The following is a 24,831-nucleotide window of genomic DNA, read 5'->3' as shown; positions in this document are numbered from 1 at the left end:
TGCAGGCAGTGGAAAAAGTTCATTTGAGTAATTTGTGATAATTTTAACACTTAAATTACTTACTCAAAAAAAACTTACCTTTCCACGCTTCAGCAAATGGCGAGTGCGGCATCCACGCCACAGTTCAGGCGTTGCGCAGCTCCGGTATTACCGCCGTCACCTCGATCTCCACCCGCGCCCTGTCCTCCACCAGCCCGGCCACCTGCACCGCCGTCATGGCCGGGAAATGCTTGCCGATGATCTCGCGATACGCCGTACCGATCTCCTTATAGGCCGCCACATATTCGCGCTTGTCGAGCACATACCACGTCATGCGCACGATATGCTCGGGACGCGCCTGCGCCTCGGCCAGCACCGCCACCACATTCAGCAAGGCCTGGCGTACCTGTGCAGCGAAATCATCGCTATGAAACACGCCCTGTCCGTCCCAGCCTATCATGCCGCTGACGAAAACCATACGCCCGCTCGCCGCCACCCCGTTCGAATAGCCACGCGGCCGCGCCCAGCCCGGCGGTTGTAGAAATTCCATCACATATCCCTGTTCTTCGCTGCGCGCAGCAGTTCGCGCGCTATGATCAATTGCTGTACCTCGGTGGCGCCTTCGTATATCCGCAACGCGCGGATTTCGCGATACAGGCGCTCCACCGGCTGCTCGCTCACCACACCCAGCCCGCCGAACATCTGCAAAGCCGCGTCGATGACCTGCTGCGCCGTTTCGGTCGCCGTCAGTTTGGCCATGGCCGCCTCCTTCGTGACTGTGCGGCCCTGATCGCGCTGCCATGCGGCGCGATAGGTCAGCAAGGCCGCTGCATCGATGCCGGTTGCCATCTGCGCCAGCTTCGCCTGCGTCAGCTGGAAGTCGGCCAGCACCTGACCGAACATCTGCCGCCCTGTCGCACGCTGCATGGCTTCATCCAGCGCGCGGCGGGCAAAGCCCAGTGCCGCTGCCGCAACGGAGGTGCGGAACACATCGAGCGTCGCCATCGCCACCTTGAAGCCCTGCCCTGCCTCGCCGATACGCTGGCCGGCCGGAATACGGCAGCCATTAAAGCGCAGACGGGCCAGCGGATGCGGCGCGATCACCGCGATGCGCTCGGCAATTTCAAAACCGGGCGTGCCGGCATCGACGATGAAGGCACTGATGCCACGCGCGCCGGGCTGCTCGCCGGTACGGGCAAACACCACATAGAAGTCGGCAATGCCGCCATTGGAAATCCAGGTCTTTTCACCATCGAGCACGTATTCGTCACCATCACGCACAGCAGCGCACTGCATCGCCGCCACGTCGGAACCTGCCTGCGGCTCGGACAAGGCAAAAGCGGCAATCGCCTCACCGCGCGCCACGCGCGGCAGGTAGGCTGCACGCTGGGCCGCACTGCCGTGCAGGCAGATGGCGCCGGAGCCCAGCCCCTGCATGGCAAAGGCAAAGTCGGCCAGCCCGCTGTGGCGCGCCAGTGTTTCGCGTATCAGGCAGATGGCGCGGGTATCGATTGTCGCACCCGCCGCGCCATACTCGCTGCCGGCAATGGCGTGGGCCAGCCAGCCAGCGGCACCGAGCTGGCGCACCAGCGTGCGGCAGGCCTGATCCACATCGTGTTCATGCTGCTGGCTGATATGCTGACTGGCCCAGCTATCAAGCGCCTGCTCCAGCGCCGCATGCTGTTCTTCGAAAAATGGCCAGTCCAGATAGGATTTATCGCTCATAGTCATTCCGCTTCAATCGCCTTCAAAGGCGGGGCGCTGCTTGGCCACAAACGCGTGATAGGCGCGGTGGAAGTCGTTGGTCGCCATGCAGATGGCCTGCGCCTGTGCTTCCGCTTCGATGGCTTCGTCCACGCCCATATTCCACTCCTGCTGCAACATCTTCTTGGTCATGCCATGCGCAAAGGTCGGGCCATCAGCCAGCCCCTGCGCCATGGCCTGCGCCGCAGCCAGCAAGTCCTGCGGCTCGTGCAGGCTGTTGAAATAGCCCCAGCGTTCGGCCTCGGTGCCCGCCATGGAGCGCCCCGTGTAGAGCAGTTCAGCCGCCCGCCCCTGCCCGATCACGCGCGGCAGCAAGGCACAAGCCCCCATGTCGCAGCCAGCCAGACCGACACGGGTGAACAGGAAGGCCGTCTTGCTGCGCGCCGTGCCATAACGCAGGTCCGCCGCCAGCGACAGGATGGCACCGGCACCGGCGCAGACGCCATCCACTGCCGCAATCACGGGCTGCGGGCAGGCGCGCATGGCCTTGACCAGATCACCCGTCATGCGGGTGAATGCCAGCAGGCCGGGCATGTCCAGTTCCGTCAGCGGACCGATAATGTCATGCACATCGCCACCGGAACAGAAATTTTCTCCGGCGCCCGTGATAACGATGGCCTTGATGTCGTCGGCATAGGCCAGCGCACGGAACAGATCACGCAGCTCGGCATAGGAATCGAAGGTGAGCGGATTTTTGCGTTCGGGACGATTCAGCGTCAGCGTCGCTACGCGGCCGCTGACCTCGAACAGAAAATGGCTGGCCTGATAGCCGCCAAGCTGGCTACGGTTGCCGGGCAGCTGCTGCGCTTTGCCGGGTAGATATCGCATACTATGCTTCCTTCCGCATGGCGGATTATTTGTCGCCGGCAGCATACAGGTGCTGCTTCATCTGCGACAGTAACTCGATTAATTGTCCTTTATCGCCGGCCGACATATCCTGTAGCAGTTCCGCCACCCAGCTCTCATGCACGGCCGCCATGGTGGCAAAGGCTTTGCGCCCGGCCGCTGTCAGCTTCACGCTGTAGGCGCGACCGTCTTTCGGATCCGCCACCCGCACCACCAGCTTCTCCTGTTCCAGCTGGTCGGTAATGCCGGTGATGTTCCCCCCTGTGACCATCATGCGCCTGGACAGCTCGCCCATGCGCAGTCCCTGCGGATAGCGTTCCAGCTGGGCCATCAAGTCAAAGCGCGGCAAGGTAATGCCGAAGTTGGCACGCAGCCGGCTGCGGATTTCATTTTCGATCTTGGTGGTGCACGACAGCATGCGCAGCCACAGTTTGAGCGACTGGTGATGATCCTGCGTCAGGCGGCTAGCCAGATCGAGCACTGGCGAATCGTCGTCCTGTGGCGTATTTTCAGACGGTACTTGCATCTCTTTTGATTCCATATTTGATTCAACTTTCGAGCAGGCGGGCCGCCAATTGCTGTGGCGATAGCCCGCTGCTGCTCGCGGCCAGCTGCCGTTCGCGCTCCAGATTGCGCTCCAGTTGCTGCTTGCCCGGCAGGTACTGCCGCGGCCAGTGCACGCCGCTGTAGCCTATCTTTGCCGCTTCCATCAACGTCCACGCGGGATTCGCCAGATGCGGACGTCCCACCGCACACAGGTCGGCACGGCCTGCGGCGATGATGCCATTGGCATGGTCGGCTTCGAAGATAGAGCCCACCGCGATGGCGCCTATACCGGCTTCGTTACGGATACGGTCTGCAAACGGGGTCTGGAACATGCGGCCATAAACGGGCTGCTCGGCCTTGCTGACCTGTCCAGACGAGCAATCAATCATGTCGGCGCCGGCCGCCTTGAACATCCGGGCTATCTGCACCGCATCGTCCGGCGTTATCCCGCCGTCCACCCAGTCGTGCGCGGAGATGCGCACGCTCATCGGTTTGTGCTGCGGCCACACTGCACGCATGGCGGCAAACACCTGCAGCGGATAACGGCAGCGGTTCTCCAGCGAACCGCCGTATTCGTCCTCGCGCCGATTAGTCAGCGGCGAAATGAACGACGACAGCAGATAGCCATGCGCGCAGTGCAGCTCGACCCAGTCGAAGCCTGCCTGTTCGGCCGCCTGCGTCGCACGCACAAAATCATCCCTGATGCGCGCCATATCCTCGCGCGTCATGGCACGGGCCAGTTGCGACACGCCTCGCAGATACTGCTGGGGCGAAGCCGAGACCAGCGGCCAGTTATCGCGTTCCAGCGGCTGGTCTATGCCGTCCCACATGGCGCGGGTGGAGCCTTTGGCACCGGCATGGCCCAGCTGGATGGCGATGCCGGCATCGCTATGCTGGTGCACGAAATCGACAATGCGGCGCCACGCCTGCGTATGTTCGGGAGCGTACAGGCCGGGGCAATGGGGTGTAATACGCGCATCGGCAGACACACAGGTCATCTCTGCGAACACCATGGCAGCACCGCCCAGCGCACGCGCACCGAGATGTGCCAGATGGTAGTCGCCTACCGTACCATCGACCGCGCTGTACTGCGCCATTGGCGAAACGACGATGCGGTTTTTCAGCACCAGCTCGCGCACCTTTAGCGGAGTAAACATCGGTGGTGGCGCAGTTTCGTTTGGAGTAGCCGCGCCCCACGTCACGGGGACCGCAAGGCCTGCCGCGGCATAGGCCCGCCGGGCAAACCAGCGCTCATAGTCCTCCACGTACGCGGCATCGCGTAGCCGCAGATTTTCATGCGACAGGCGCTGGCTGCGCGTCAGCATGGAATAGGCAAACTGCGGTGCTTCCAGCGCCGTATAGCGTTCCACGTTCTCGAACCATTCCATCGAATTGCGTGCAGCGCTCTGCAGCTTGATCACTTCCACCGCCCGCACGCGCTGGTAAGTCTCCAGTGCACTAGCGGTATCATCTGTATGGGCAAAGCAGCGCGCCAGTTCGATGGCGTCTTCCAGCGCCAGCTTGGTGCCCGAGCCTATCGAATAGTGCGCCGTGTGGGCCGCATCGCCCATCAGCACCACCGGCACGCACCGCTGCCCAATTTCCTGCCAGTGCACCCAGCGCTGGCAGACGATGCGGGGAAAGACCATCCACATGGCCGAACCACGCAGATGCGCTGCATTCGACATCAGGCTATGGCCGCCGAGTATATCGGCAAACAACTGCTCGCAGAAAGCGATCGACTGTTCCGCCGTCATCTGCTCCAGCCCCGCCGCGCGCCACACGGTTTCCGGGGTCTCGACGATAAAGGTGGATGTAACCCCGTCGTACTGGTAGATATGCGCCTGGAACCAGCCATGCTCGGTCTGTTTAAAGGCAAAGGTGAAGGCTTCGAACTTCTTGCGTGTGCCTAGCCAGACAAAACGGCAGCGGCGCGCATCGATCTGCGGCTGGTAGCTGGCAACATAGCGCGTGCGGATACGGCTGTTCAGACCATCGGCAGCAATCACCAGATCGGCCTGATAACGGGCCGCGATGGCCTGATCGTCCTCCACTTCCGTCTCGAACACCAGCGCAACGCCCAGCTCCTCGCAGCGCTGCTGCAGTATGTTCAACAGATGCTTGCGGCCTATGCCGCAAAAGCCGTGGCCACCCGAGCTGACTTTCTCGCCTTTGAAATAGGTGTCGATATCATCCCAGTGGTTGAACGAGGACTGTATTGCGCGCGCACTGGTTTCATCGGCCAGTGCCAGATTACCCAGCGTCTGATCGGAAAACACCACGCCCCAGCCGAAGGTGTCATACGGGCGGTTACGCTCGATCACGGTAATCTGGTGGCCCGGGTTCTGCTTCTTCATCAGCAGGCCAAAATACAGTCCGGCCGGTCCACCGCCTATGCAAACGATATTCATACAGGTCTCTTTATTCAGTACGCAGCTTGAAGCGCTGCAGCTTGCCCGTCTCCGTACGCGGCAATGCGGGCAGGAAGCGTATGGCGCGCGGATATTTATATGGCGCGATCTGGGCTTTGACAAACTCCTGCAGCTGCGTCACCAGCTCCGGCCCGGCCGCATAGCCGGAGCGCAGCACCACATGGGCTTCGACGATCTGCCCGCGCTCCTCGTCGGCGCGACCGATCACGCCACACTCGGCCACGGCAGGATGGCGCAGCAGCACATCCTCCACTTCCGGGCCGGCGATGTTATAGCCGGCCGAAATAATCATGTCGTCCGTGCGCGAGCGATAGTAGAAATAGCCATCCGCATCCATTTCGTAGGCATCACCAGTCAGGTTCCAGCCATTGAGCACGTAGTCGCGCTGGCGCGCATCGGCCAGATAGCGGCAGCCGGTCGGGCCTTTTACCGCCAGCCGGCCTATCACGCCCGGTCCCACCGGCTGCCCCTGCTGGTCCAGTATGCAGGCCTGATAGCCGGGTACGGGTTTGCCGGTTGCGCCGGAGCGGACCTGATCACCGGCCGCAGATATAAAGATGTGCAGCAGCTCGGTCGCGCCTATGCCGTCTATCATGGTCAGGCCGCTGGCCTGCAGCCAGCTTACACGTGTGGCGACGGGCAGAGCTTCGCCGGCCGAAACGCTTTTTTTCAAACTGGCCAGATCATAGCGCCCGAACAGGGGCGCCATCTGGCGGTAGAAAGTGGGCGCCGTAAAGCAGATGGTGGCGCGGTACTTCTCGATCGCCACCAGCAGAGTCTCGGGCGTCAGTTTTTCCAGCAGCACGGCACTGCCGCCCACCCGCAGAGGAAACAGCAGCAGGCCGCCCAGCCCGAAAGTAAAGGCCAGCGGCGGCGTGCCGATGAAGATATCGTCCGCTTCGCTGCGCAGAACCGAGCGGGGGAAGCAATCGCAGATGGCCAGCACGTCGCGGTGGAAATGCATGGTGCCCTTGGGGATGCCGGTAGTGCCCGAAGTGAAGCTGATCAGGCAGACATCGTCGGCAGCCGTATCAACCGCCGCAAACTCCCCGGAGTGGCCGGCCATCAGCGCTTCCAGCATGGCATCGCCAGTGCCTCCGAAATACACCGTGCGCTGGCGCGCTGCCGCCGCCAGATCCATCGCTTCCACTTCGCCCCGCAAACTGTCGGCACACAGCACGGCGTTGACTTCAGCCTTGGCTGCAATCACCGCCAGTTCACGCGCACGCAGCAGCGGCATGGTGGGCACGGCGATGCAGCCGGCCTTCAGCACGGCCAGTATGCAGGCCGCCATCATCGGCGTATTCGCCCCGCGCAGCAGCACGCGGTTACCCGTTTCCAGCCCCAGCGTGTCACGCAGCACATGGGCGATGCGGTTCACCTGGGCGTGCAATCGGGCGTAAGTCCAGTTATCATGCTCGCCGCGCAAAGCAACGCGCTGGCCATCCCCTCGCGCCAGCGCACCGTCGAGCAGCTCGGCGACACAATTCAGGCGGGACGGATATTGCAGCTCGGGCAAATCGAAACGCAGCTCCGGCCACAGTTCGGCGGGCGGTAAATGGGCACGCGCAAACGGGTCGGTATGGGCACTGGCAGAACTGGCTGGCATAGGCTTCATGATCCCCCTGTCGAAAATAGTCGCGCGCACCGCCCGCAATCGGACGATACTTTAAGTTTAAACTATTTTTCCAGCAAGGGCAAAGCGCGCGACTACGCACCGGAACTACGGGGAATTTACCGGCCCGCAGCGGGCCAGCGCGACTATCAGGATGCAGCCTGCAGAACCAGATCGGTCTGATAGCTGACAGCGCGCAGCACTGTTTTCAGTACCGCCTGCAGCGCTGCCACCGACAGTGGCGCAGCCTGCAATTGCTGCAGGCTAGCCGACGCTCCGTTCAACCCCAGCGTGACACAACCCGCGTAGAGACGGTCCAGCCGCTGGCGCAACTCGTCCTGGCGCCCCTGCTCCAGCAGCGGGCCCAGTTCCTCGCTGGCAGCAGCCAGCTGGCTGGCAAAACCGTTCAGATACACCAGCAGGCGTTCGCTATTGATGCCCAGGCGGGCCAGCGTCCGCGCCGGTTCCTCGGCATGGTGGCGGTAGCTGGACTGACCGTCGTCCTGCAGTGCCAGCAGATGCTGGCGCACCTGATCGGCCTGGAAAGGCTTCACCACATAGCCGCTAGCGCCACCCTGCGTCGCCTCGTCGACCGTATGGGCATCATTGGCCGAAGTGACCAGCACAAACGGCAGCGTGGCAAAGTCGCTACGCTGGCGCAGGCGCTGCAGCAGCTCCAGCCCCGACAGACGGGGCATGCGCAGATCGCAGAAACAGATGGCCGGCCGCAGCCCTTGCTGCAGCTGCTGCCACGCGTCCTCGCCATCTTCGGCTTCGACGATTTCGAACTGGCCGCAGCTGTCGATCAGGTGCATCAGCACCATGCGCGACACGACATCATCATCGACTACCAGAACTTTCATGTATTTACCTGTGCCTTGTTACTTGCGCTTCAATCCTGCGCTGCCTGTGGCACTGCGAGCAATCTGGCCCATCTTAACCGAAACCGTACACAGCCGGCTGTCCTCTAGCGCACTTTCTGCAACAGTGCGCGCAATTGCGGCAGCGCCTCACGCAGGCGTGCCCAGTCGGCGTGGTCGGCCGCCAGCTCCAGATCACCGCACAGTGCCTGTAATTCCTGCTCTTCCAGATAGCCGGCACTGCCTTTCATCCCGTGCAGCAAGCGCCCCGCCACATCGGTCGCGCCGTCTTCTATCGCATGCTCCAGCTCCGCCAGCCGCAGCGGCACATCCTGATTGAAGGCGCTGCGCAAGCGCTGCTTCAGGTCTGTGCCACCGCTATGCTGGGCCAGCCGCGCCGGTTCCAGTCCCGGCGCCGGTGCTGGCGCCACGCCGAACATGGCATCGAGTTCCGCCGTGCCGCCCGTCGTCTCGTTACGGGGCGCCATGCGCGGCAGGTGCACCCCGCGCTGCAGCTGGCGCTCGATGGCGCGGCTGAGCTGGAAGTGCAGCTTGTCTTCATCGATAGGCTTGGTCAGGAAATCGTCCATGCCCGCCGCCAGATAGCGGCTGCGGTCTTCTTCGCTGGCGTTCGCGGTCAGCGCAATAATCATCAGCTCCTGATCGCGCACCGGCGCATCGATCGGGCCGCCGGCACGGATAATCCGCGTCGCGCTGGCGCCATCCATTTCCGGCATGCGGCCATCCATCAGGATCAGGTCATAGCGCGTCAGCGCGCAGGCTTTCACGGCCAGCGCACCGTTGGCGGCGATATCGACCTTGTGCCCCAGATCTTCCAGCATCATGCGGATGATGATCTGATTGGTCGGGAAGTCTTCTGCGCACAGCACCTTGAGCTGGTGACTATGCGGCTCGCGCGGCACATGCGGCACCATGGTCGGCGCCACACCATTGGCCAGCGGTAGCTCGAAAGTAAAGGTACTGCCCTGCCCCGGTGTGCTGACCGCGCTGATTTCGCCGCCCATCAGCTCTACCAGCTGGCGGCAGATGGCCAAGCCCAGCCCCGTACCGCCGTAGCGGCGCGTGGTAGAAGCATCGGCCTGTTCGAATTGCTGGAACAGACGGGGTATGGCCTCGGCCTCGATGCCGATGCCGGTATCGCTGACGCTGAAGCGGATGCGGTTCATGCCGCTCCGGGCGCTATCTGCATCTGGCAGCACTCGCTCGACGCGCATGCGCACCGAGCCATGCTCGGTGAACTTGAACGCATTCCCCACCAGATTCACCAGCACCTGGCGCAGACGGGTAGGATCGCCCACCACATACTGCGGCAGGTCCTCGCCAAATTCCAGACTGAAGCCCACGCTGTGGGCGGCGGCCTGCTCTTCAAACAGACTGACCACGTTTTCCACCGCAGAGGACAACGAGAAGTCGATATTCTCGATGGTCAGCTTGCCCGCCTCGATCTTGGAAAAGTCCAGCAGATCGTTAATGATGGACAGCAGCGACTGGGCATTCGCCTGCGCCCGCAAAATCTGCTCGCGCGTGCTGACGCCCAGCTTCAGATCGCGCAAGGCAAAGCCCAGCATGCCGATCACGCCGGCCAGCGGGGTACGCATCTCGTGGCTCATATTGGCGAGGAACTCGGACTTCTGGCGCGTGGCGTCTTCCGCCTTCTGCTTGGCCAGCCGCAGACGTTCATCGTTTTCCTGCAAGGCGCGGTTGGCCAGCGCCAGCTCATCCGTGTGCAAGCGCACCTGGCGCTCCTGCTGCACCAGCTGCTCCTGCGTGCGGCGCAAGGTCTGCAGGGTTTCTTCCAGCTGCTGGTAGGCGCGGGCATTTTCCAGCCCGGCCGCCGCATGCGCGGCCAGCGTCTGCAGCATATCCATATGCACCTGCTGGTAGGCGTGCTTTTCCTTACTCTGCACGCACAGCAGGCCCACCACCTTGTCCGTCACAATCAGGGGCGCATACATCATCGATTCCGCAATTGACGCAGGCTGGCCATCTTCACGGATGCAGGGCACCAGATTATCCAGCCCCGATTCATCCATATACTTGCGGTACTCGCCATGGAAGTCGTTGATGAAGACCGGCTCGCGGTGCGTCAGGCACCAGACGGCAAGCTGGTTGGGCTGGTCCAGCCGGCGCTGGTAAGGCAGCGTGCGCACCCCCTCCTCGATGGCAAACGGAAAATCGATCACCCCTGCATCTTCGCGCACGAAGCCGATGCCGAAGATCTGCGCATTCATCAGGTGATGCACATGGCGGTACAGCGTCTGCATGCTGGTTTCCATATCCAGCGTGGCGCTCATTTCCCGTCCCAGCTCGCTCAGCACCGAGATATTACGGTGCGCCTGTTCCACGTTTTCCTTCTGGTGCTCCACTTCGATCTTCTGCCGCTCCGCATCGATGCGGCGCTGCTCGGCTTCGGCACGCTGCGCTTCTGCCTCCAGCCGGCGCTGCTCCAGTTCCTGCTTCTGCTGCTGCAGCAGCAGATTTTTCTGTTCCACTTCGGCGGTGCGCGAACCGACCAGATTTTCCAGCCGCAGCTGCTGATGGCGCAGGCTGCGTACACGGCCACGATAAAGCGCATAGCAGGCACCGGCGGCAGCGATGAATACCAGCAGCCGGAACCACCAGGTTTTCCAGAATGGCGGCAGAATGTTGATCTCCAGCGTCGCCGCGTTATCATTCCAGATGCCGTCCTTGTTGGCCGCCTTGACGCGGAAGATGTACTTACCCGGATCAAGATTGGTGTAGGTGGCAAAGCGCTTATCCGAATCCGTCAGCACCCAGTCTTCATCGAAGCCCTGCAGCTGATAGGCAAAGCGGTTGCGCTGGGGCGCAGCAAAGTGCAAGGCTGCGAACTCCAGCGAGAATACGGAATCGCGCTCGCTCAGGGTTAGCGCAGCCGTGTGTTCTATCGCTGTCTTCAGCACATCGGCGTGCTCGGGCTGGCCCGGCTTGACGGATTTATTAAAGATCTGGAAGTCGGTGATCACCACGCCCGGTGCCACGCTGTTCTCGCGTATCTCGGCCGGCATGAACGTGGTGACGCCGTTGAAGCCGCCGAAATACAGCGTGCCATCGGCCGCGCGCAAGGCCGAACCATCGAAGTAGGCGCCTTCTATCGTGCCGTCCGCCCCCGAGTAGTTGCGGATCAGGCCAGTGCGGGTATTCAGGCGCGACAAGCCGCTATTGGTGCTGAGCCAGAGGTTGCCCGCATCATCGGGCAGGATGGAGGCAATCGCGTCATCGGCGAAACCGTCCTTGCGCAGATAGGAATGAAAAGCGATGCTGCCATCCTTGCCCTGCTCCATGCGGTTCAGGCCCGCGGCGGTGCCCACCCAGATAGTGCCAACGCCATCTTCATACAGATAATGCACTTCATCGTGGCTCAGACTGCGGGGATTATTGGCCTCGCGGCGGAAGTGGCGGAACACACCCGTCTTGCGGTCAAACAGATCCAGACCGTTAAACGTTCCCACCCACATACGGCCCTGCCGGTCTTCCAGTATCGGCCGCACCACATTATCGGACAGGCTGTTCACGTCCGACGGATCGTGCCGGTAGGTGCGCACCGCCATGGTCTGCGGATCGAGCCGGTGCAGGCCGCCGCGCGAAGCTATCCAGAGTATGCCGCTGCTGTCGGCCACGATATTACGGATAATGTCGCTGGCCGGATCACCATGGGCAAACGAGGTTACGCTGATGCTGCCATTGGCCATGTTCAGATGATTCAGGCCGGCCCGGCCACCTACCCAGATATTTCCTTTCCGGTCGCGCAGCAGCGTGGTCACGTGGTCGTCGCTCAGGCTATTCGCGCTGCCCGGCGCATAGCGCCAGGTACGCGCCGTGCCGCTGACAGGATCGTACAGATTCAGGCCGCTGCTGGTGCCCAGCCACAGCCGCCCCTGCGTCTCGCCGATAATCGCGTGTACCTTGTTGTCCGTCAGCGTATTCGGAATATCGGTCTGGCGCACGATGCGCGAGAAGCCGCCGCTCCCCATATCGACCCGGCTCACGCCGTCATTCCAGGTGCCGACCCAGAACGTTCCTACCCGGTCGCGGTATAGCGAGGAGATCTGGTTATCGGCAACACTATGGCTGTCACTGAGCTGATGACGGTACTGCTGCAGACGGTTCTCCGCCGGCACCCAGCGGAACAGGCCATCGGCCTGCGTGCCTATCCACACATTGGTATCGGGGTCCTGATACATCACCGGCACACTGGCACCGGCGCGCAGGCCTTCACGCGGCCCGAAGCGGCGCCGCTGCGGTTCGCTGCCCAGCAGGCGCCACTGTTCCAGCCCGCCCAGCGTGCCCACCCACAGCGACTGTTCGCTATCGACCTGCAGCGACAGCACCGTATTGAATTTGCTGTTACGGCTGGCGTCCATGGTGAAATGCTGGAAGCGCATGGCGCCCGGCGCCAGCATATCCAGTCCGGTGGCAGTTGCCACCCACAACCTGCCGCTGGCATCGCGCGCCAGCGCATTCACCTGATCGTTGGACAGGCTGCCCGGATCAGCCGGATCGTGGTGCCAGCTGACGAAGCGGCGCGTACGCGGGTCGAACAGGTGCAGGCCGTCGCCGCTGGCCAGCCACATGGAGCCGGCGCCGTCGTCGACGATGGCGCGGATATGCCGGTTGCCATTGCCGCGCTGGCTCGATTCGCTGGGCAGATAATGGATGAAGGTATTGGTGTCGGGATCGAAGCGATCCAGCCCGCCGTCCGTACCGAGCCACAGCTGGCCGGCCGCATCGACGTGCAGCGCACGCACCCAGTTGTCGATCAGGCTGCGCGGGTCCGAGACTGCACTCTTGAAGGTCACGGCACGATAACCGTCGAAGCGGGTCACGCCGGCCTGTGTGCCCAGCCAGATAAAGCCCTGCCGGTCCTGCGTGATCGACAGTACGGTCTCCTGTGCCAGCCCGTTCTCGACGCGGAACTGGTCGAAGCGCAGCGTGCGCGGCGGCGGTCCGGCCCAGACGGCAGTAGCCCACAATAGCAGTGGCAACAGCAGATAACGGCAGATACTTAGATTCAGCGACAAAGCGTAGCCCGATCAGGATTCGAAGAATGCCAGCACATCGTCCTTGCGCGCAAAGGTATCGTGCTGACCAAGACGGATCAACTCGCAAGTATACGATGATTCAAACAGCAGATAGGAAGCCAGTGCAGAGCCGCGCGATTCGGTTGCACCTATGCCCGACAGCATGGTGCGTATCGGCGCCGGCAGGCTGGCCACATGGCGCGCAGCGATGCCATCGAGCCGCTCGGACGGCGCAATCACCAGCAGCTTCACCGGTTTCAGCGGCGTCTGTTCCAGTACCGATTCCGGCAGCAGCGACAGGGTGCGGTTGATACGTTCCAGCCTTTCGATATCGACGGCCAGACTATCGAGGAAGATGGACGACATGGCATGGCCGGCGATCTGCGCCAGACTCGGATAGCGCGACGCGCCCTGTTCGGCAGCGCTGCGCGGTGGTTCGGTCAGGCGGCCCGCCCCTACCACCAGCACTTTGCTGGCGCCGAGGTGGATGGCCGGTGAAATCGGCGCCAGCTGGCGCATCGAACCGTCACCGCAGTATTCGCGGTGACCGCCCATGTATAACGGCGTGGCAGGGAAGATGAAAGGAATCGCCGACGATGCCAGCAGATGCTCGACGCCGATCTGGTCCTGCAGTGCCACCCGCTGCATGCGTACCCATGGCGCGATATCGGCCGCGGTCTGGTAAAAGGTCAGGTGGTTACCGGCGCTGTACGACGATGCCGTCACGGCCAGCGCATGCAGCAAACCTTCCGACAGCACGGCATCGAGACGCGGCAGATCGAGCATGCGGTGCAGCAGGCCGACCAGCGGGGTGTTATCGAGCAGGGAAGCGGGCGGCTGGGCGCGCCATTTGCGCAGCAGCCAGCCGAACGACAGCAGCGACAGCCAGCGCGCACCGGAGCGGATCACGCCGAGCGAATCAGCGCGGTACACCTGCCCTACTTCGATATGCTCCCACACGTCGAGCAGCTTCTGTACACCTTCGCCGAAATTATCGGCACGACAGGCCAGCGCCGTAGCGTTGATGGCGCCAGCGGAAGTGCCGCAGATGATTTCGAAGGGATTGCGTGCCGGCGGCCAGCCTGCCTCCCACAGTATTTGCGAGATCGCCTGCAGTACGCCGACCTGATAGGCAGCACGTGCACCACCACCTGTCAGTATCAGGCCGGTTTTCTTATGAATTCCCATTCAAAGAGATTAGCAGGGTCTGAGTAGTTTGGGGAGCCCCAGCCCTGCACTTAGAGTGACTTCGGCCGATTAAGTCACTAACTTAGTCACCTAATACGACACCTTCGCGGCGCGGATCGGCGCCGCCGAACCATTCGGCCTTGCCGTTGACCACACGCCGCTGTATGCCCTGCAGGCCGGAATTGAACTCGGACTCGCGGATCTGGTGGCCACGCGCCTTCAGCTGTTCGATCACTTCCGGCGCGATGCGGCCTTTTTCCAGTTCGGTCGGGCCGTTGCGGCTACCGAAATTGGGCAGGCTGATGGCCTGCTGCACATCGAGCTGCCAGTCCAGCGTCCCGACCAGCACCTTGGCCACATAGTTGATGATGGTGGCGCCACCGGGCGAGCCAGCTGCCAGCGCCAGCTCTTGCGTGCCCTTCCTGAACACCAGCGTAGGCGACATGGCGCTGCGCGGACGTTTGCCGGCCTGCACCCGGTTGGCGATAGGACCATCGGCATCGCGCGAATCGAAGGAGAAATCAGTCAGCTGGTTATTCAGCAGGAAACCATCCACCATCTGGCGCGCGCCGAAGGCATCTTCCACCGAAGTAGTCATGGACAGTGCGCCGCCGTAGGCATCTACCGCCACCAGATGGGAAGTCGATGGCTTGTCGATGGCACTATCAGCCCCCCATGCCAGCTTCAGCGTGTCCGGCACACCGTAGGCAGCGCGCCCCATGGAGCGCTCGCCGATCAGCGCCGCGCGCTGGGCCAGATAGGACTTGTCCACCAGCGCCGCCACGCCTTTACCGGGCAGCGGTACGAAATCAGGATCGGCAATGTAGTGGTCGCGGTCTGCATAGGCCAGCCGGCCCGCTTCGCTGAACAGGTGTATGCCTTGCGCCGTCAGCTGGCCATCCACTGGCTTGTGCGGAGCGATGTCTTTGATCTCCAGCACGCCCAGCATCTGGGCAATCGCCACCCCGCCCGACGATGGCGGCGGCGCACCGCACACCGTCCACTCTTTGTAGTCGGTGCACAGCGGCTGGCGCTCCAGCGCACGGTAGCCGGCAATATCGGCCACCGTCAGCTTGCCCGGATTGGTCGGATGGCCGGCTACCTTGGCCGCGATATCGCTGGCGATACGCCCCTGGTAGAAGGCATCGGCACCGCCTTCGGCAATTTCGCGCAACGTGCGCGCCAGTTCGGGATTTTTCAGCAGATAGCCAACCGGACGCGGTTTGTCCTGCTCATCGAAGAAATAGGCACGGGCCACGGGATCACGCGCCAGATAACGGTCCCATGACAGCAGCCCGTTCAGGCGCGGACTGACCTTGAAGCCGTCTTCGGCCAGCTTGATGGCCGGCGCAAACAGCGTTTTCCATGGCAGGCGGCCGTGCTCCTTGTGCGCCATTTCCAGCATGCGCAGCACGCCCGGCGCACCGACCGAACGGCCGCCGATCACACCCGTCTCGCGCGACACCGGCTTGCCGTCCGCATCCTGGAACAGATGTTCGTCTGCCGCAGCCGGCGCCGTTTCGCGGCCATCGTAGGACTGCACGCGCTTGCCGTCGCCATACAGCAGAAAAGCGCCGCCGCCTATGCCGGACGATTGCGGCTCCACCAGCGTCAGCACCAGCTGGGTAGCTATCGCTGCATCGATAGCGGCGCCGCCCTGTTTGAGCATCTGGTAGCCGGCCTCCGTCGCCAGCGGATTGGCCGCCGCCACCATGAACTTCTGCGCCGACTTGCCCGCCTTGGCCGCATAGCCGGTAGCGATTTCGGGCGCAGCTTCGTTGCTGCTGCGTTGGGCGTGGGCCGGTACTGGCAGCGCAAGCAGCAGTGGCAGGGACAGCGCCAGATGCGCGCTGAGCGACTTCAGACGAAACATAGACTCTCCAGAATAAAAAAGCGCGCAGCCTGCGCTGCGCGCCCGATCACTCTGGAATCCTACACCAAATTCTGCTTCCGGTCAGGCCGGTGTAGGCTTGCTTGCGGTGGCGGCTACTTACTTCGGCTGCATACGGATGGCGCCGTCCAGACGGATGGTCTCGCCATTGAGCATGGTGTTTTCGATGATGGCCTTGGCCAGCTGGGCGTATTCGTCCGGCTTGCCGAGGCGGGGTGGAAACGGCACCATGGCGCCCAGCGCCGTGCGCACTTCTTCCGGCATCCCCATCAGCATAGGCGTTTCGAAGATACCGGGAGCAATCGTCATCACGCGGATCGCATTGCGCGACAGGTCGCGAGCCATCGGCAGCGTCATGCCAGCTACAGCCGCTTTCGAGGCAGCATAGGCCGCCTGACCGATCTGGCCATCGAAGGCCGCCACCGAGGCGGTGTTGATAATCACGCCACGCTCGCCACTGTCCGTCGCCGCCGTTTTGCTCATGGCGTCAGCTGCCAGACGAGCCATGTTGAAGGTGCCGATCAAGTTGATGTTGACGGTGCGCTGGAACAGTTCCAGCGGATGGGGGCCGTCTTTACCTACGGTTTTCATGGCCGGTGCTACGCCGGCGCAGTTGATCAGGCCACGCAGCGTGCCCAGTGCAGTGGCCGCCGCCACGACGGCCTGACCGTCCGCTTCCGAGGTCACGTCGCATTTGACGAATACAGCGTTCAGTTCGCCGGCCAGCGCCTGCCCTGCTTCCGCCTGCACGTCCGCCAGCACTACTTTGCCGCCCTGCGCGACCAGCATGCGCGCCGTTGCGGCGCCCAGTCCCGAAGCGCCACCCGTCACGATGAATACATTGTCCTGAATTTGCATGTGTGTCCCTATCTGGTTTTTATTTGACGTTTACGTTAACGTCACCCGCGCATTGTAGCGAATTTTTCGGCCGGAACGGGGAAAACCTGCGTACGGTTTGCACTAGCACTGTATCCACACGCCGTTGTGGCTGCACACCTGCCCCTGCGGCGTGATGACCATGCCGGGTGCCGCATTATTCAGGCGCCCGCCCGCAGCGTCATTGCATCCACCTGCCGTGCAGTTATTCAGTGCGCGCGGCATGGACGGCGCGACAACCGGCGCCGGCATACCTATCGCAGGCGCAGCGGGTGCCAGCGCAGGCAGCATGGCCCTGTCACGGCTGAGCGGGGAAAGTACAGGCAAGGGAGTTGACGGTGCCAGCCGCGTATCGGGCAGCGGGTCTATTCTTTGCGGCACCGGACGGCGTGGCATGGGCACCCGTGCGGGTGCCGTACGGCAGGGTTGCACGGCCAGATGCTGGCCATCGGCGCTCAGGGTACAGACGGGCAGGCGCGCATAAGCTTCGCGTTCAGCCGTGCTGGAGCTGTCGACAGCACTGGCGGACTGCGCTTGCGCTATGCCACAGTACGCCATCAGCATCGCCGCCAGCAATACATGCGCGAGCCGCCGACTGATATGTATCTGCATAAGCATCCCCCTCCTCCGTCCCTGCTGTCAGCTTCATTATTGGCCAGCGCAGCGACAAAGGATAGGGTGCGTAACAATTACTAACGATAGAACTGCCGCTTACTTGGCAGGTGCTTCGGCTGCGGCAGGCCGTGCTGCAGTGCCTTCCGTCGGTGCTGCCATCTGTGGCGGCGGTGGGGCATCGGCACGCTGCATCATCGCCGCCGCTGGTGCGGCTACGGCCGCGACGGGCGCTGCCGGCGTCACGGCCAGCCAGCCCGAAGCCGGCAGCAAGGGCACCAGCAGCAGGGCCACGATGTTGATGATCTTGATCAGCGGATTCACGGCAGGACCGGCCGTATCCTTGTAGGGATCACCCACCGTATCGCCCGTCACAGCGGCCTTGTGCGCATCCGAACCTTTGCCGCCGAAGTGACCATCTTCGATGTACTTCTTGGCGTTGTCCCATGCGCCACCGCCCGTGGTCATGGAGATGGCCACGAACAGGCCGGTAATGATGGTACCCATCAGCATACCGCCCAGTGCCGCAGCACCGAGCAGCATGCCGACAACTATCGGCACCACCACGGGCAACAGCGAAGGGACGATCATTTCGCGGATCGCCGACGCGGTCAGCATATCCACTGCCTTGTCATACTCCGGTTTGCCCGTGCCATCCATGATGCCCTTGATGTCACGGAACTGGCGGCGCACTTCCACCACCACGGCACCGGCTGCACGGCCTACGGCTTCCATCGCCATGGCGCCGAACAGATACGGTATCAGCCCGCCGATCACCAGCCCCACGATCACCATAGGGTTGGACAGATCGAACGTGATGCTCTTGCCGGCCGATTCCAGCGCATGGGTGTAGTCGGCAAACAGCACCAGTGCAGCCAGACCGGCCGAGCCGATGGCATAGCCTTTGGTCACCGCCTTGGTGGTATTGCCCACGGCATCGAGCGGATCGGTAATCGCGCGCACGGATTCCGGCATGCCGGACATCTCGGCAATGCCACCTGCGTTATCCGTCACGGGACCATAAGCATCGAGCGCCACCACGATGCCGGCCATGGACAGCATGGACGTCGCCGCAATCGCCACGCCATACAACTGCCCCAGCTGGTAGGACACGAGGATGGCCGCACACACGGCCAGCACCGGATAGGCGGTCGACTTCATCGATACACCCAGACCGGCAATGATGTTGGTGCCATGGCCCGTGGTCGACGCTTCGGCGATGTGTTTGACGGGATGGAAATCCGTGCCCGTGTAGTACTCGGTGATGTAGACCATCAGCCCCGTCAGCACGATACCGACCACAGTGCAGCCCATCATTTTCATGCGCATGGCTTCATCCGGCCACACCTGCCAGGTAATCACGGCAAAGCCGATCAGCGACAGCCCGGCCGCCCACCACAGGCCCGTGTACAGGGCCGACATGATTTTCTTGCCCGGCTGGGCCTTGACCATGGCGCAGCCGATGATGGAAGCGATGATGGATACGGCGCCCAGCAGCAGCGGATACACGATGGCCGTGGTCGGCGCATTCACGATCAGCAGCGCACCGAGCAGCATGGTGGCGATCAGCGTCACCACATAGGTTTCGAACAGGTCGGCCGCCATACCGGCGCAGTCACCCACGTTATCGCCCACGTTATCGGCAATCACTGCCGGATTACGGGGATCATCTTCGGGGATGCCGGCTTCGACCTTGCCCACCAGATCCGCGCCCACATCGGCGCCCTTGGTGAAGATGCCGCCGCCCAGACGGGCGAAGATGGAAATCAGCGAAGCACCGAAGGCCAGACCGATGAGCGGTTTGATCAGATCATGCGGGCTCGCGTTAGCGCCCGCAGGGTTGGCCGTCAGATAGATATAGAACAGCACCACGCCCAGCAGGCCCAGCCCCACTACCAGCATGCCGGTAATGGCGCCGCCCTTGAAGGCGACATTCAGCGCTTCGTTCATACCCTTGGTCGCGGCCTGCGCCGTGCGCACATTGGCGCGCACCGAGACATTCATGCCGATAAAGCCGCAGGCACCGGATAGCACTGCGCCGATCAGGAAGCCGATGGCAGTGCGCAGATCGAGCAAGGCGCCGATCAGAACAAGCAGCACCACGCCGACGATGCCGATGGTGCGATACTGGCGCGCCAGATAGGCGGCCGCGCCCTCCTGTATAGCGAGAGCAATTTCCTGCATGCGCGGATTACCCGCGTCCTGTCGCAAAATCCAGCTACGCGACCATAAACCATAAACCACGGCGATCACGCCGCACGCCACTGCAAACCATAGACTAGCTGCCATAGTGTCCCCTTATTGTTATTGAACAAGTCTACAAACCACACTCAGAAAACTGACGCCGTCCGGGTAGGACGACGCAGCCAACTAACCTGCGTACTGCATCACTTCAAAACGGGAGAGCACCGAGCGCTAGCTTTTGCGGTCAGGCCGGTCTGCGCACCACCGGCGCAGACATAAAAAAAGCGGACACTCGGTCCGCTCTACTGTAACGCTTATTCCGTCAGCGCGGCAAATGCCGCGTCACGAATTTGTTCTACCGGACCCACACCGGAGATGCGGCGGTATTTCGGTGCGCCTGGCTGGCCGGTGCTGGACCAGTTGTTGTAGTAGCCCAGCAGCACTTCGGTCTGGTTGTGATACACGTCCAGACGCTTCTTCACGGTTTCCGCTTTGTCGTCGTCACGCTGAACCAGATCTTCGCCGGTCACATCGTCTTTGCCTTCGACTTTAGGTGGGTTGAACTTGATGTGGTACACGCGGCCCGAAGCCGGATGGCTGCGGCGGCCCGACATACGCTCGACGATGGATTCGTCCGGCACATCGATTTCCAGCACGTAGTCGATGGCCACGCCGCTGTCCTTCATGGCGTCAGCCTGGGCGATGGTACGCGGGAAGCCGTCGAACAGATAGCCGTTGGCGCAATCCGGTTCAGCCAGACGGTCTTTGACCAGACCGATGATGATGTCGTCCGACACCAGACCACCTGCGTCCATGACCTTTTTCGCAGCCAGACCCATTTCGGTGCCAGCTTTGATGGCCGCACGCAGCATATCGCCAGTGGAAATTTGCGGGATGTTGTATTTTTCTTTGATGAAATTAGCCTGAGTGCCCTTGCCGGCACCTGGTGCTCCTAAAAGAATAAGACGCATGAAAAATTCCTAAAACAGATATGGATATGGGTGATGTGGAAACAGTAGATCTGCTGCAAGTCTGACTATCGTACGCAACTTACCACAAAACCTCGTCTCTACGCCAATTTGTGACAGCTAAAACCGCTCTTATGGGGCGAATCCGGGGCGGGGAGAGATATTCCGTATGAATATCGCACCACCGTAAACAGTTATAACCGTTTGAACTGACGACTGCCTGACGCGGAGCGCCCGCTACAACAGCCGCCAGATGGACAGACTCTCAGTAGAACTGGCGTACCCGCGCCAGATCTTCCGGCGTATCGACACCGGCCGCAGGGGCGCTATCGGTCACGTGCACGGCAATCGGATAGCCATGCCACAGCACGCGCAGCTGCTCCAGCGCTTCGATAGATTCCAGTGGGGAAACATCAAGCGTCGGGTAGGCCTGCAGGAAATCGTTACGGTAGGCGTACAGGCCGATATGGCGCAGCGGCACATAACCGCCCGGCAGCGTGCTCTGGTCCTTGGCGAAGGCATCGCGGTGCCAAGGGATGGTGGCGCGCGAGAAGTACAGCGCCCGGCCCGCCTTATCCAGCACCACCTTCACCACATTGGGGTTGAAGGCATCGGCCGCATCATGCAGCGGATGGGCGCAGGTGGACATCGGCACATCGGCATTGATGCGGGCCGCAGCGGCCTGCAGCAGCGCCGGGTCGATCAGCGGTTCGTCGCCCTGCAGGTTGACCACTACCGCGTCGGCCGGCAGTGCCAGCGCACGTGCCACTTCAGCGATACGGTCCGTGCCGGACGGGTGATCGGCACGCGTCATGCACACTTCCACGCCATGCTGTTCGCAGGCAGCGCGGATATCGGCATGGTCGGTGGCGACGATGATGCGGCTGGCACCGGCCAGCGCAGCCCGTTCGGCCACGCGTACCACCATCGGTTTGCCGCCAAGGTCGGCCAGCGGTTTGTTCGGCAGCCGGGTCGAAGCCAGACGCGCCGGAATGATGACGATGAACGGTGCGGCCACCGCTTATTCCGCCTTATCCTGCAGGGTGCGGGCTTCGTCGGCCCACATGATGGGAATGCCATCACGGATAGGGAAAGCCAGACGGTCACCCTTGCAGATCATTTCCTGCGCCTTTTTATCGTACTCCAACGGGCCCTTGCAGACAGGGCAGACCAGGATATCAAGCAAACGAGCGTCCACGACATTTCTCCACGATTTGAGCGGCCAGCGCGGCATCGATGCGCGCCGAGACCGGGACAACCCACAAACGCGGATCATCTCTGAGTTCTTCAATTTGCGCACATTTTACTGCATCCTTCTCCGTCATCAAGATCAGATCGGCCTCCAGTGCTGCAAACGGACGGTCGAGAAAATCGTGATGGTCGGGCAGCGGCAGTTCCTGCACCTGCAGGCCGGCCGCTTTGAGCATGCCGAAAAAGCGCGCCGGATTGCCGATACCGGCCGCCGCCGCTATGCGCAATGCGGGGCGGGCGGCCAGTTCGGCCAGTGTGGTGCGCTGCTGGCGGTCGCATAGCTGTTCCGCATAATCACCGGCCAGCACCATCTGGTAGGTGGCCTCGGGCAGCCCGGTGCCAGGCTGGGCTTCGCCGTGGCTGGCGCCTACGCTGGCCAGCAGACCGGAGCTGAGCTGCGGCGCATTGATCACGGTCACATCGCGGCGCCGGCTGACCGGCTCGCGCAGCGGACCGGCCGGCAGCAGCCAGCCATTGCCGGCACCACGGCCATCGAACAGGATGATCTCGACATCACGCTGCAGCGCGTAATGCTGCAGGCCGTCGTCGGTCAGCAGGATATTGATCTCGGGGTGCAGTGCCAGCAGGGCCTGTCCCGTCGCAGCACGGTCGCGTCCCACCATCACGGGACAGGCGCAGCGCTGCCAGATCAGCAGTGGTTCGTCGCCCACCTGCGCCGCCGTGGCATGACCATCGACCAGCCGCGGTGCCGTGTCCTTGCTGCCGTGGCCACGCGAAATCACGCCGGGCCGCAAGCCCGCAGCCTGCAAGGCCTGCACCAGCCAGATCGTCAGCGGCGTCTTGCCGGTGCCGCCGATGAAGATATTCCCCACCACCACCACCGGCACGGGCAGACGGGTGGACTGCAGCACGCCGGCGCGGAATAGCGCGGCGCGCACGCCGCTCAGGGCACGGAACAGCAGCGAGACCGGCCACAGCGCACAGGCCAGCGGGCCGCGCCTGAGCCATGCACGCGTCAGCCGCGCTTCCAGCGCCGAGCCGGCTGGCGCAGGCACTGCCGCTGCGGACTGCGGACCGCCAGTGTGAGAAGAAGGAGAATTCACCGGCACCGACGCTTGCGCTTACTTAGCCGCACCGGTTTGCGCGGCAAACGTGAGCTTTTCGTAACCGGCCACGCGCGCCGCTTCCATCACGTTGATCACCATCTGATGCATGGCAAACTGGTCGGCATTGACGATCACCACCGGCGACTGGCCCGCCGCCCCGCCCTGCGCAGCGGCGTTCTTCATGGCCTGCGCCAGCCCTGCCACATCGCGGAACGAGATCGGCTGCTGGTTGATGGTGTAGTTGCCCTTGGCATCGACCGTCACATTGAGTTCGAACGGCTTCTCCGTGGCCTTTTGTGCGTCGGCCGTGGGCAGCGTAATCTGCAGTTCGGTGAACTTGCTGTAGGTGGTAGACACCATCAGGAAGATCAGGATCACCAGCAGCACATCGATGAAGGGAATCAGGTTGATTTCCGGATCCTCGCGACGCTGGCCTTTGCGGAAGTTCATGCGGCGTCCTTACTTGCGCTTGCTGTGGACGATGTCGACAAACTTCACCGCCTGCTGTTCCATCTCGAGGATGAAGCTATCGACCAGGGCACGGAAATGGCGGTAGAACACCAGTGCCGGCATGGCGATGGCCAGGCCGAAGCCGGTGTTATACAGCGCCACGGAAATGCCGTGCGCCAGCTGGGCCGGATTGGAGCCGGTGGCATTCTGCGCACCGAAAATCTCGATCATGCCGACCACCGTGCCGAACAGCCCCATCAGCGGCGCCAGCGTGGCGATGGTGCCCAGCGTGGTGAGGAAACGTTCCAGCGTGTGGGCCACACCGCTGCCCGCCTCTTCGATCGACTCTTTCATCACTTCGCGCGGCGAATCGATATTGCGCAGGGCGGCGGCAAATACTACGCCCAGCGGCGAATTCTGTTCCAGCTTCTCGATGATCTCCGGCGTGACCTTGCCGTTGCGGTAGACCAGCACCACATCGTCCAGCAGCTTCTTCGGCAGTATCTTGCTGCGGCGCAGATACATCAGCCGTTCAATGATGAGGGCCGTGGCAACAATCGAAGCGGTCAGCAATAACCAGATAGGCCAACCGGCCGCTTGTAAGATGGCGAGCAAAACAGACTCCTGAATAGATGAACACCCGAAGGCGCAATGTATCTTGTTGGGACGTACTCGGCAAGTGGCAGGCCAAGAGCGGTGAAAATGTGCTTATCCCCAAAACCGAGTTCTTCACATTTTCTGTGGACAATTGTGTGTGCAATACCGTACAGCCCATATTAAGCCATTGATTTATACGGGGAAAATTATCAAGCTCAAAAATAACGCAGCGCAGCAACGGTAGCTCCCCTGTGAACATGCAAAAGTTGTGCCCATATTCTGTTGATAAGATTGTGAGCAAGGCATGGGGTGGCCCGTTAACTCATTGATTTCAATCAATATAGTTCTCCTGCGCAAAATTCCAGCACGGGGGAAGCCAAGTGCCCATTCCATTATTAATGTGACACTTTTCTACCCCTGACGGGGACAACTGTGCAGTTCTGCACAAATTATGTGGATAAGATTGTGCGCAAGGCTGTACGTCACTGCTAAGTACATTGATTTATAAGGAAATTTATTTCAAGCTCAAAAAATAGGCAGCCGCAGACAGCCTAAAATCTGCGTACGTGCTGTGTACTTCTACACACTTTGTGTGGATAAGATTGTGCGCAACGGCCGATGTAATTAGGCAAGTGTTTGATTTGG

The 24,831-nt window shown here is 62.0% G+C and carries 19 protein-coding genes; all 19 read right to left on the bottom strand.

Going from position 1 to position 24,831, the window contains the following annotated elements; genetic code table 11:
- Positions 1–124 precede the first annotated feature (124 nt).
- A complete protein-coding gene (locus GTP23_RS20120) occupies positions 125–529 on the bottom strand; it encodes a RidA family protein (RefSeq protein ID WP_161036725.1) in 405 nt (134 codons plus the stop codon).
- The gene (locus GTP23_RS20115) at positions 529–1,704 is read right to left on the bottom strand and encodes an acyl-CoA dehydrogenase family protein (protein WP_161036724.1); all 1,176 of its coding nucleotides are present in this window, start codon (positions 1,702–1,704) and stop codon (positions 529–531) included. Before GTP23_RS20115 ends, GTP23_RS20120 begins: the two co-directional genes overlap by 1 nt.
- Before the next feature lie 12 nt (positions 1,705–1,716).
- On the bottom strand, positions 1,717–2,571 hold the full coding sequence (locus GTP23_RS20110; protein ID WP_161036723.1) for an enoyl-CoA hydratase family protein: 855 nt from the start codon (positions 2,569–2,571) through the stop codon (positions 1,717–1,719).
- A gap of 25 nt (positions 2,572–2,596) precedes the next feature.
- A complete protein-coding gene (locus tag GTP23_RS20105) occupies positions 2,597–3,115 on the bottom strand; it encodes a MarR family winged helix-turn-helix transcriptional regulator (protein WP_161036722.1) in 519 nt (172 codons plus the stop codon).
- 22 nt (positions 3,116–3,137) lie between these two features.
- The gene (locus GTP23_RS20100) at positions 3,138–5,546 is read right to left on the bottom strand and encodes a bifunctional salicylyl-CoA 5-hydroxylase/oxidoreductase (RefSeq protein ID WP_161036721.1); all 2,409 of its coding nucleotides are present in this window, start codon (positions 5,544–5,546) and stop codon (positions 3,138–3,140) included.
- Between the two features lie 10 nt (positions 5,547–5,556).
- On the bottom strand, positions 5,557–7,185 hold the full coding sequence (locus tag GTP23_RS20095) for an AMP-binding protein (RefSeq protein ID WP_229256195.1): 1,629 nt from the start codon (positions 7,183–7,185) through the stop codon (positions 5,557–5,559).
- Between the two features lie 146 nt (positions 7,186–7,331).
- Positions 7,332–8,045, bottom strand: a complete 714-nt coding sequence (locus GTP23_RS20090; protein ID WP_161036720.1) for a response regulator — start codon at positions 8,043–8,045, stop codon at positions 7,332–7,334.
- A 104-nt stretch (positions 8,046–8,149) separates the two neighbouring features.
- Entirely contained in the window at positions 8,150–13,102 is a 4,953-nt protein-coding gene (locus tag GTP23_RS20085; RefSeq protein ID WP_161036719.1) for a two-component regulator propeller domain-containing protein, read from the bottom strand.
- A gap of 12 nt (positions 13,103–13,114) precedes the next feature.
- Complete coding sequence (locus GTP23_RS20080; RefSeq protein ID WP_161036718.1) at positions 13,115–14,290, bottom strand: patatin-like phospholipase family protein; 1,176 nt, start codon at positions 14,288–14,290, stop codon at positions 13,115–13,117.
- A gap of 82 nt (positions 14,291–14,372) precedes the next feature.
- A complete protein-coding gene (ggt, locus tag GTP23_RS20075) occupies positions 14,373–16,163 on the bottom strand; it encodes a gamma-glutamyltransferase (protein WP_161036717.1) in 1,791 nt (596 codons plus the stop codon).
- A gap of 117 nt (positions 16,164–16,280) precedes the next feature.
- Entirely contained in the window at positions 16,281–17,039 is a 759-nt protein-coding gene (locus tag GTP23_RS20070) for an SDR family NAD(P)-dependent oxidoreductase (RefSeq protein ID WP_161036716.1), read from the bottom strand.
- A gap of 102 nt (positions 17,040–17,141) precedes the next feature.
- The gene (locus tag GTP23_RS20065) at positions 17,142–17,615 is read right to left on the bottom strand and encodes a hypothetical protein (protein WP_229256194.1); all 474 of its coding nucleotides are present in this window, start codon (positions 17,613–17,615) and stop codon (positions 17,142–17,144) included.
- Positions 17,616–17,768: 153 nt separating this feature from the next.
- Complete coding sequence (locus tag GTP23_RS20060; RefSeq protein ID WP_229256193.1) at positions 17,769–19,958, bottom strand: sodium-translocating pyrophosphatase; 2,190 nt, start codon at positions 19,956–19,958, stop codon at positions 17,769–17,771.
- Positions 19,959–20,167: 209 nt separating this feature from the next.
- On the bottom strand, positions 20,168–20,824 hold the full coding sequence (adk, locus tag GTP23_RS20055) for an adenylate kinase (RefSeq protein ID WP_155434702.1): 657 nt from the start codon (positions 20,822–20,824) through the stop codon (positions 20,168–20,170).
- A 262-nt stretch (positions 20,825–21,086) separates the two neighbouring features.
- Positions 21,087–21,839: a 3-deoxy-manno-octulosonate cytidylyltransferase gene (kdsB, locus tag GTP23_RS20050; protein ID WP_161036715.1), complete on the bottom strand. Its 753-nt coding sequence runs from the start codon at positions 21,837–21,839 to the stop codon at positions 21,087–21,089.
- Between the two features lie 3 nt (positions 21,840–21,842).
- Positions 21,843–22,019, bottom strand: a complete 177-nt coding sequence (locus GTP23_RS20045; RefSeq protein WP_071651656.1) for a Trm112 family protein — start codon at positions 22,017–22,019, stop codon at positions 21,843–21,845.
- Positions 22,000–23,088, bottom strand: coding sequence for a tetraacyldisaccharide 4'-kinase (lpxK, locus tag GTP23_RS20040; protein WP_161036714.1), 1,089 nt, complete (start codon positions 23,086–23,088; stop codon positions 22,000–22,002). The genes GTP23_RS20045 and lpxK overlap by 20 nt, the downstream gene beginning before the upstream one ends.
- Positions 23,089–23,154: 66 nt before the next feature.
- Positions 23,155–23,589, bottom strand: coding sequence for an ExbD/TolR family protein (locus GTP23_RS20035; protein ID WP_155434700.1), 435 nt, complete (start codon positions 23,587–23,589; stop codon positions 23,155–23,157).
- Positions 23,590–23,598: 9 nt separating this feature from the next.
- Positions 23,599–24,204: a MotA/TolQ/ExbB proton channel family protein gene (locus GTP23_RS20030; protein WP_155434699.1), complete on the bottom strand. Its 606-nt coding sequence runs from the start codon at positions 24,202–24,204 to the stop codon at positions 23,599–23,601.
- Between the last annotated feature and the right edge of the window lie 627 nt (positions 24,205–24,831).

The sequence above is a fragment of the Duganella fentianensis genome (assembly GCF_009857835.1).
GTDB classification, from domain to species: domain Bacteria; phylum Pseudomonadota; class Gammaproteobacteria; order Burkholderiales; family Burkholderiaceae_D; genus Rugamonas; species Rugamonas fentianensis.
Note: the sequence above shows the minus strand (reverse complement) of the source record. Positions and strands in the feature narration are given on the sequence as shown.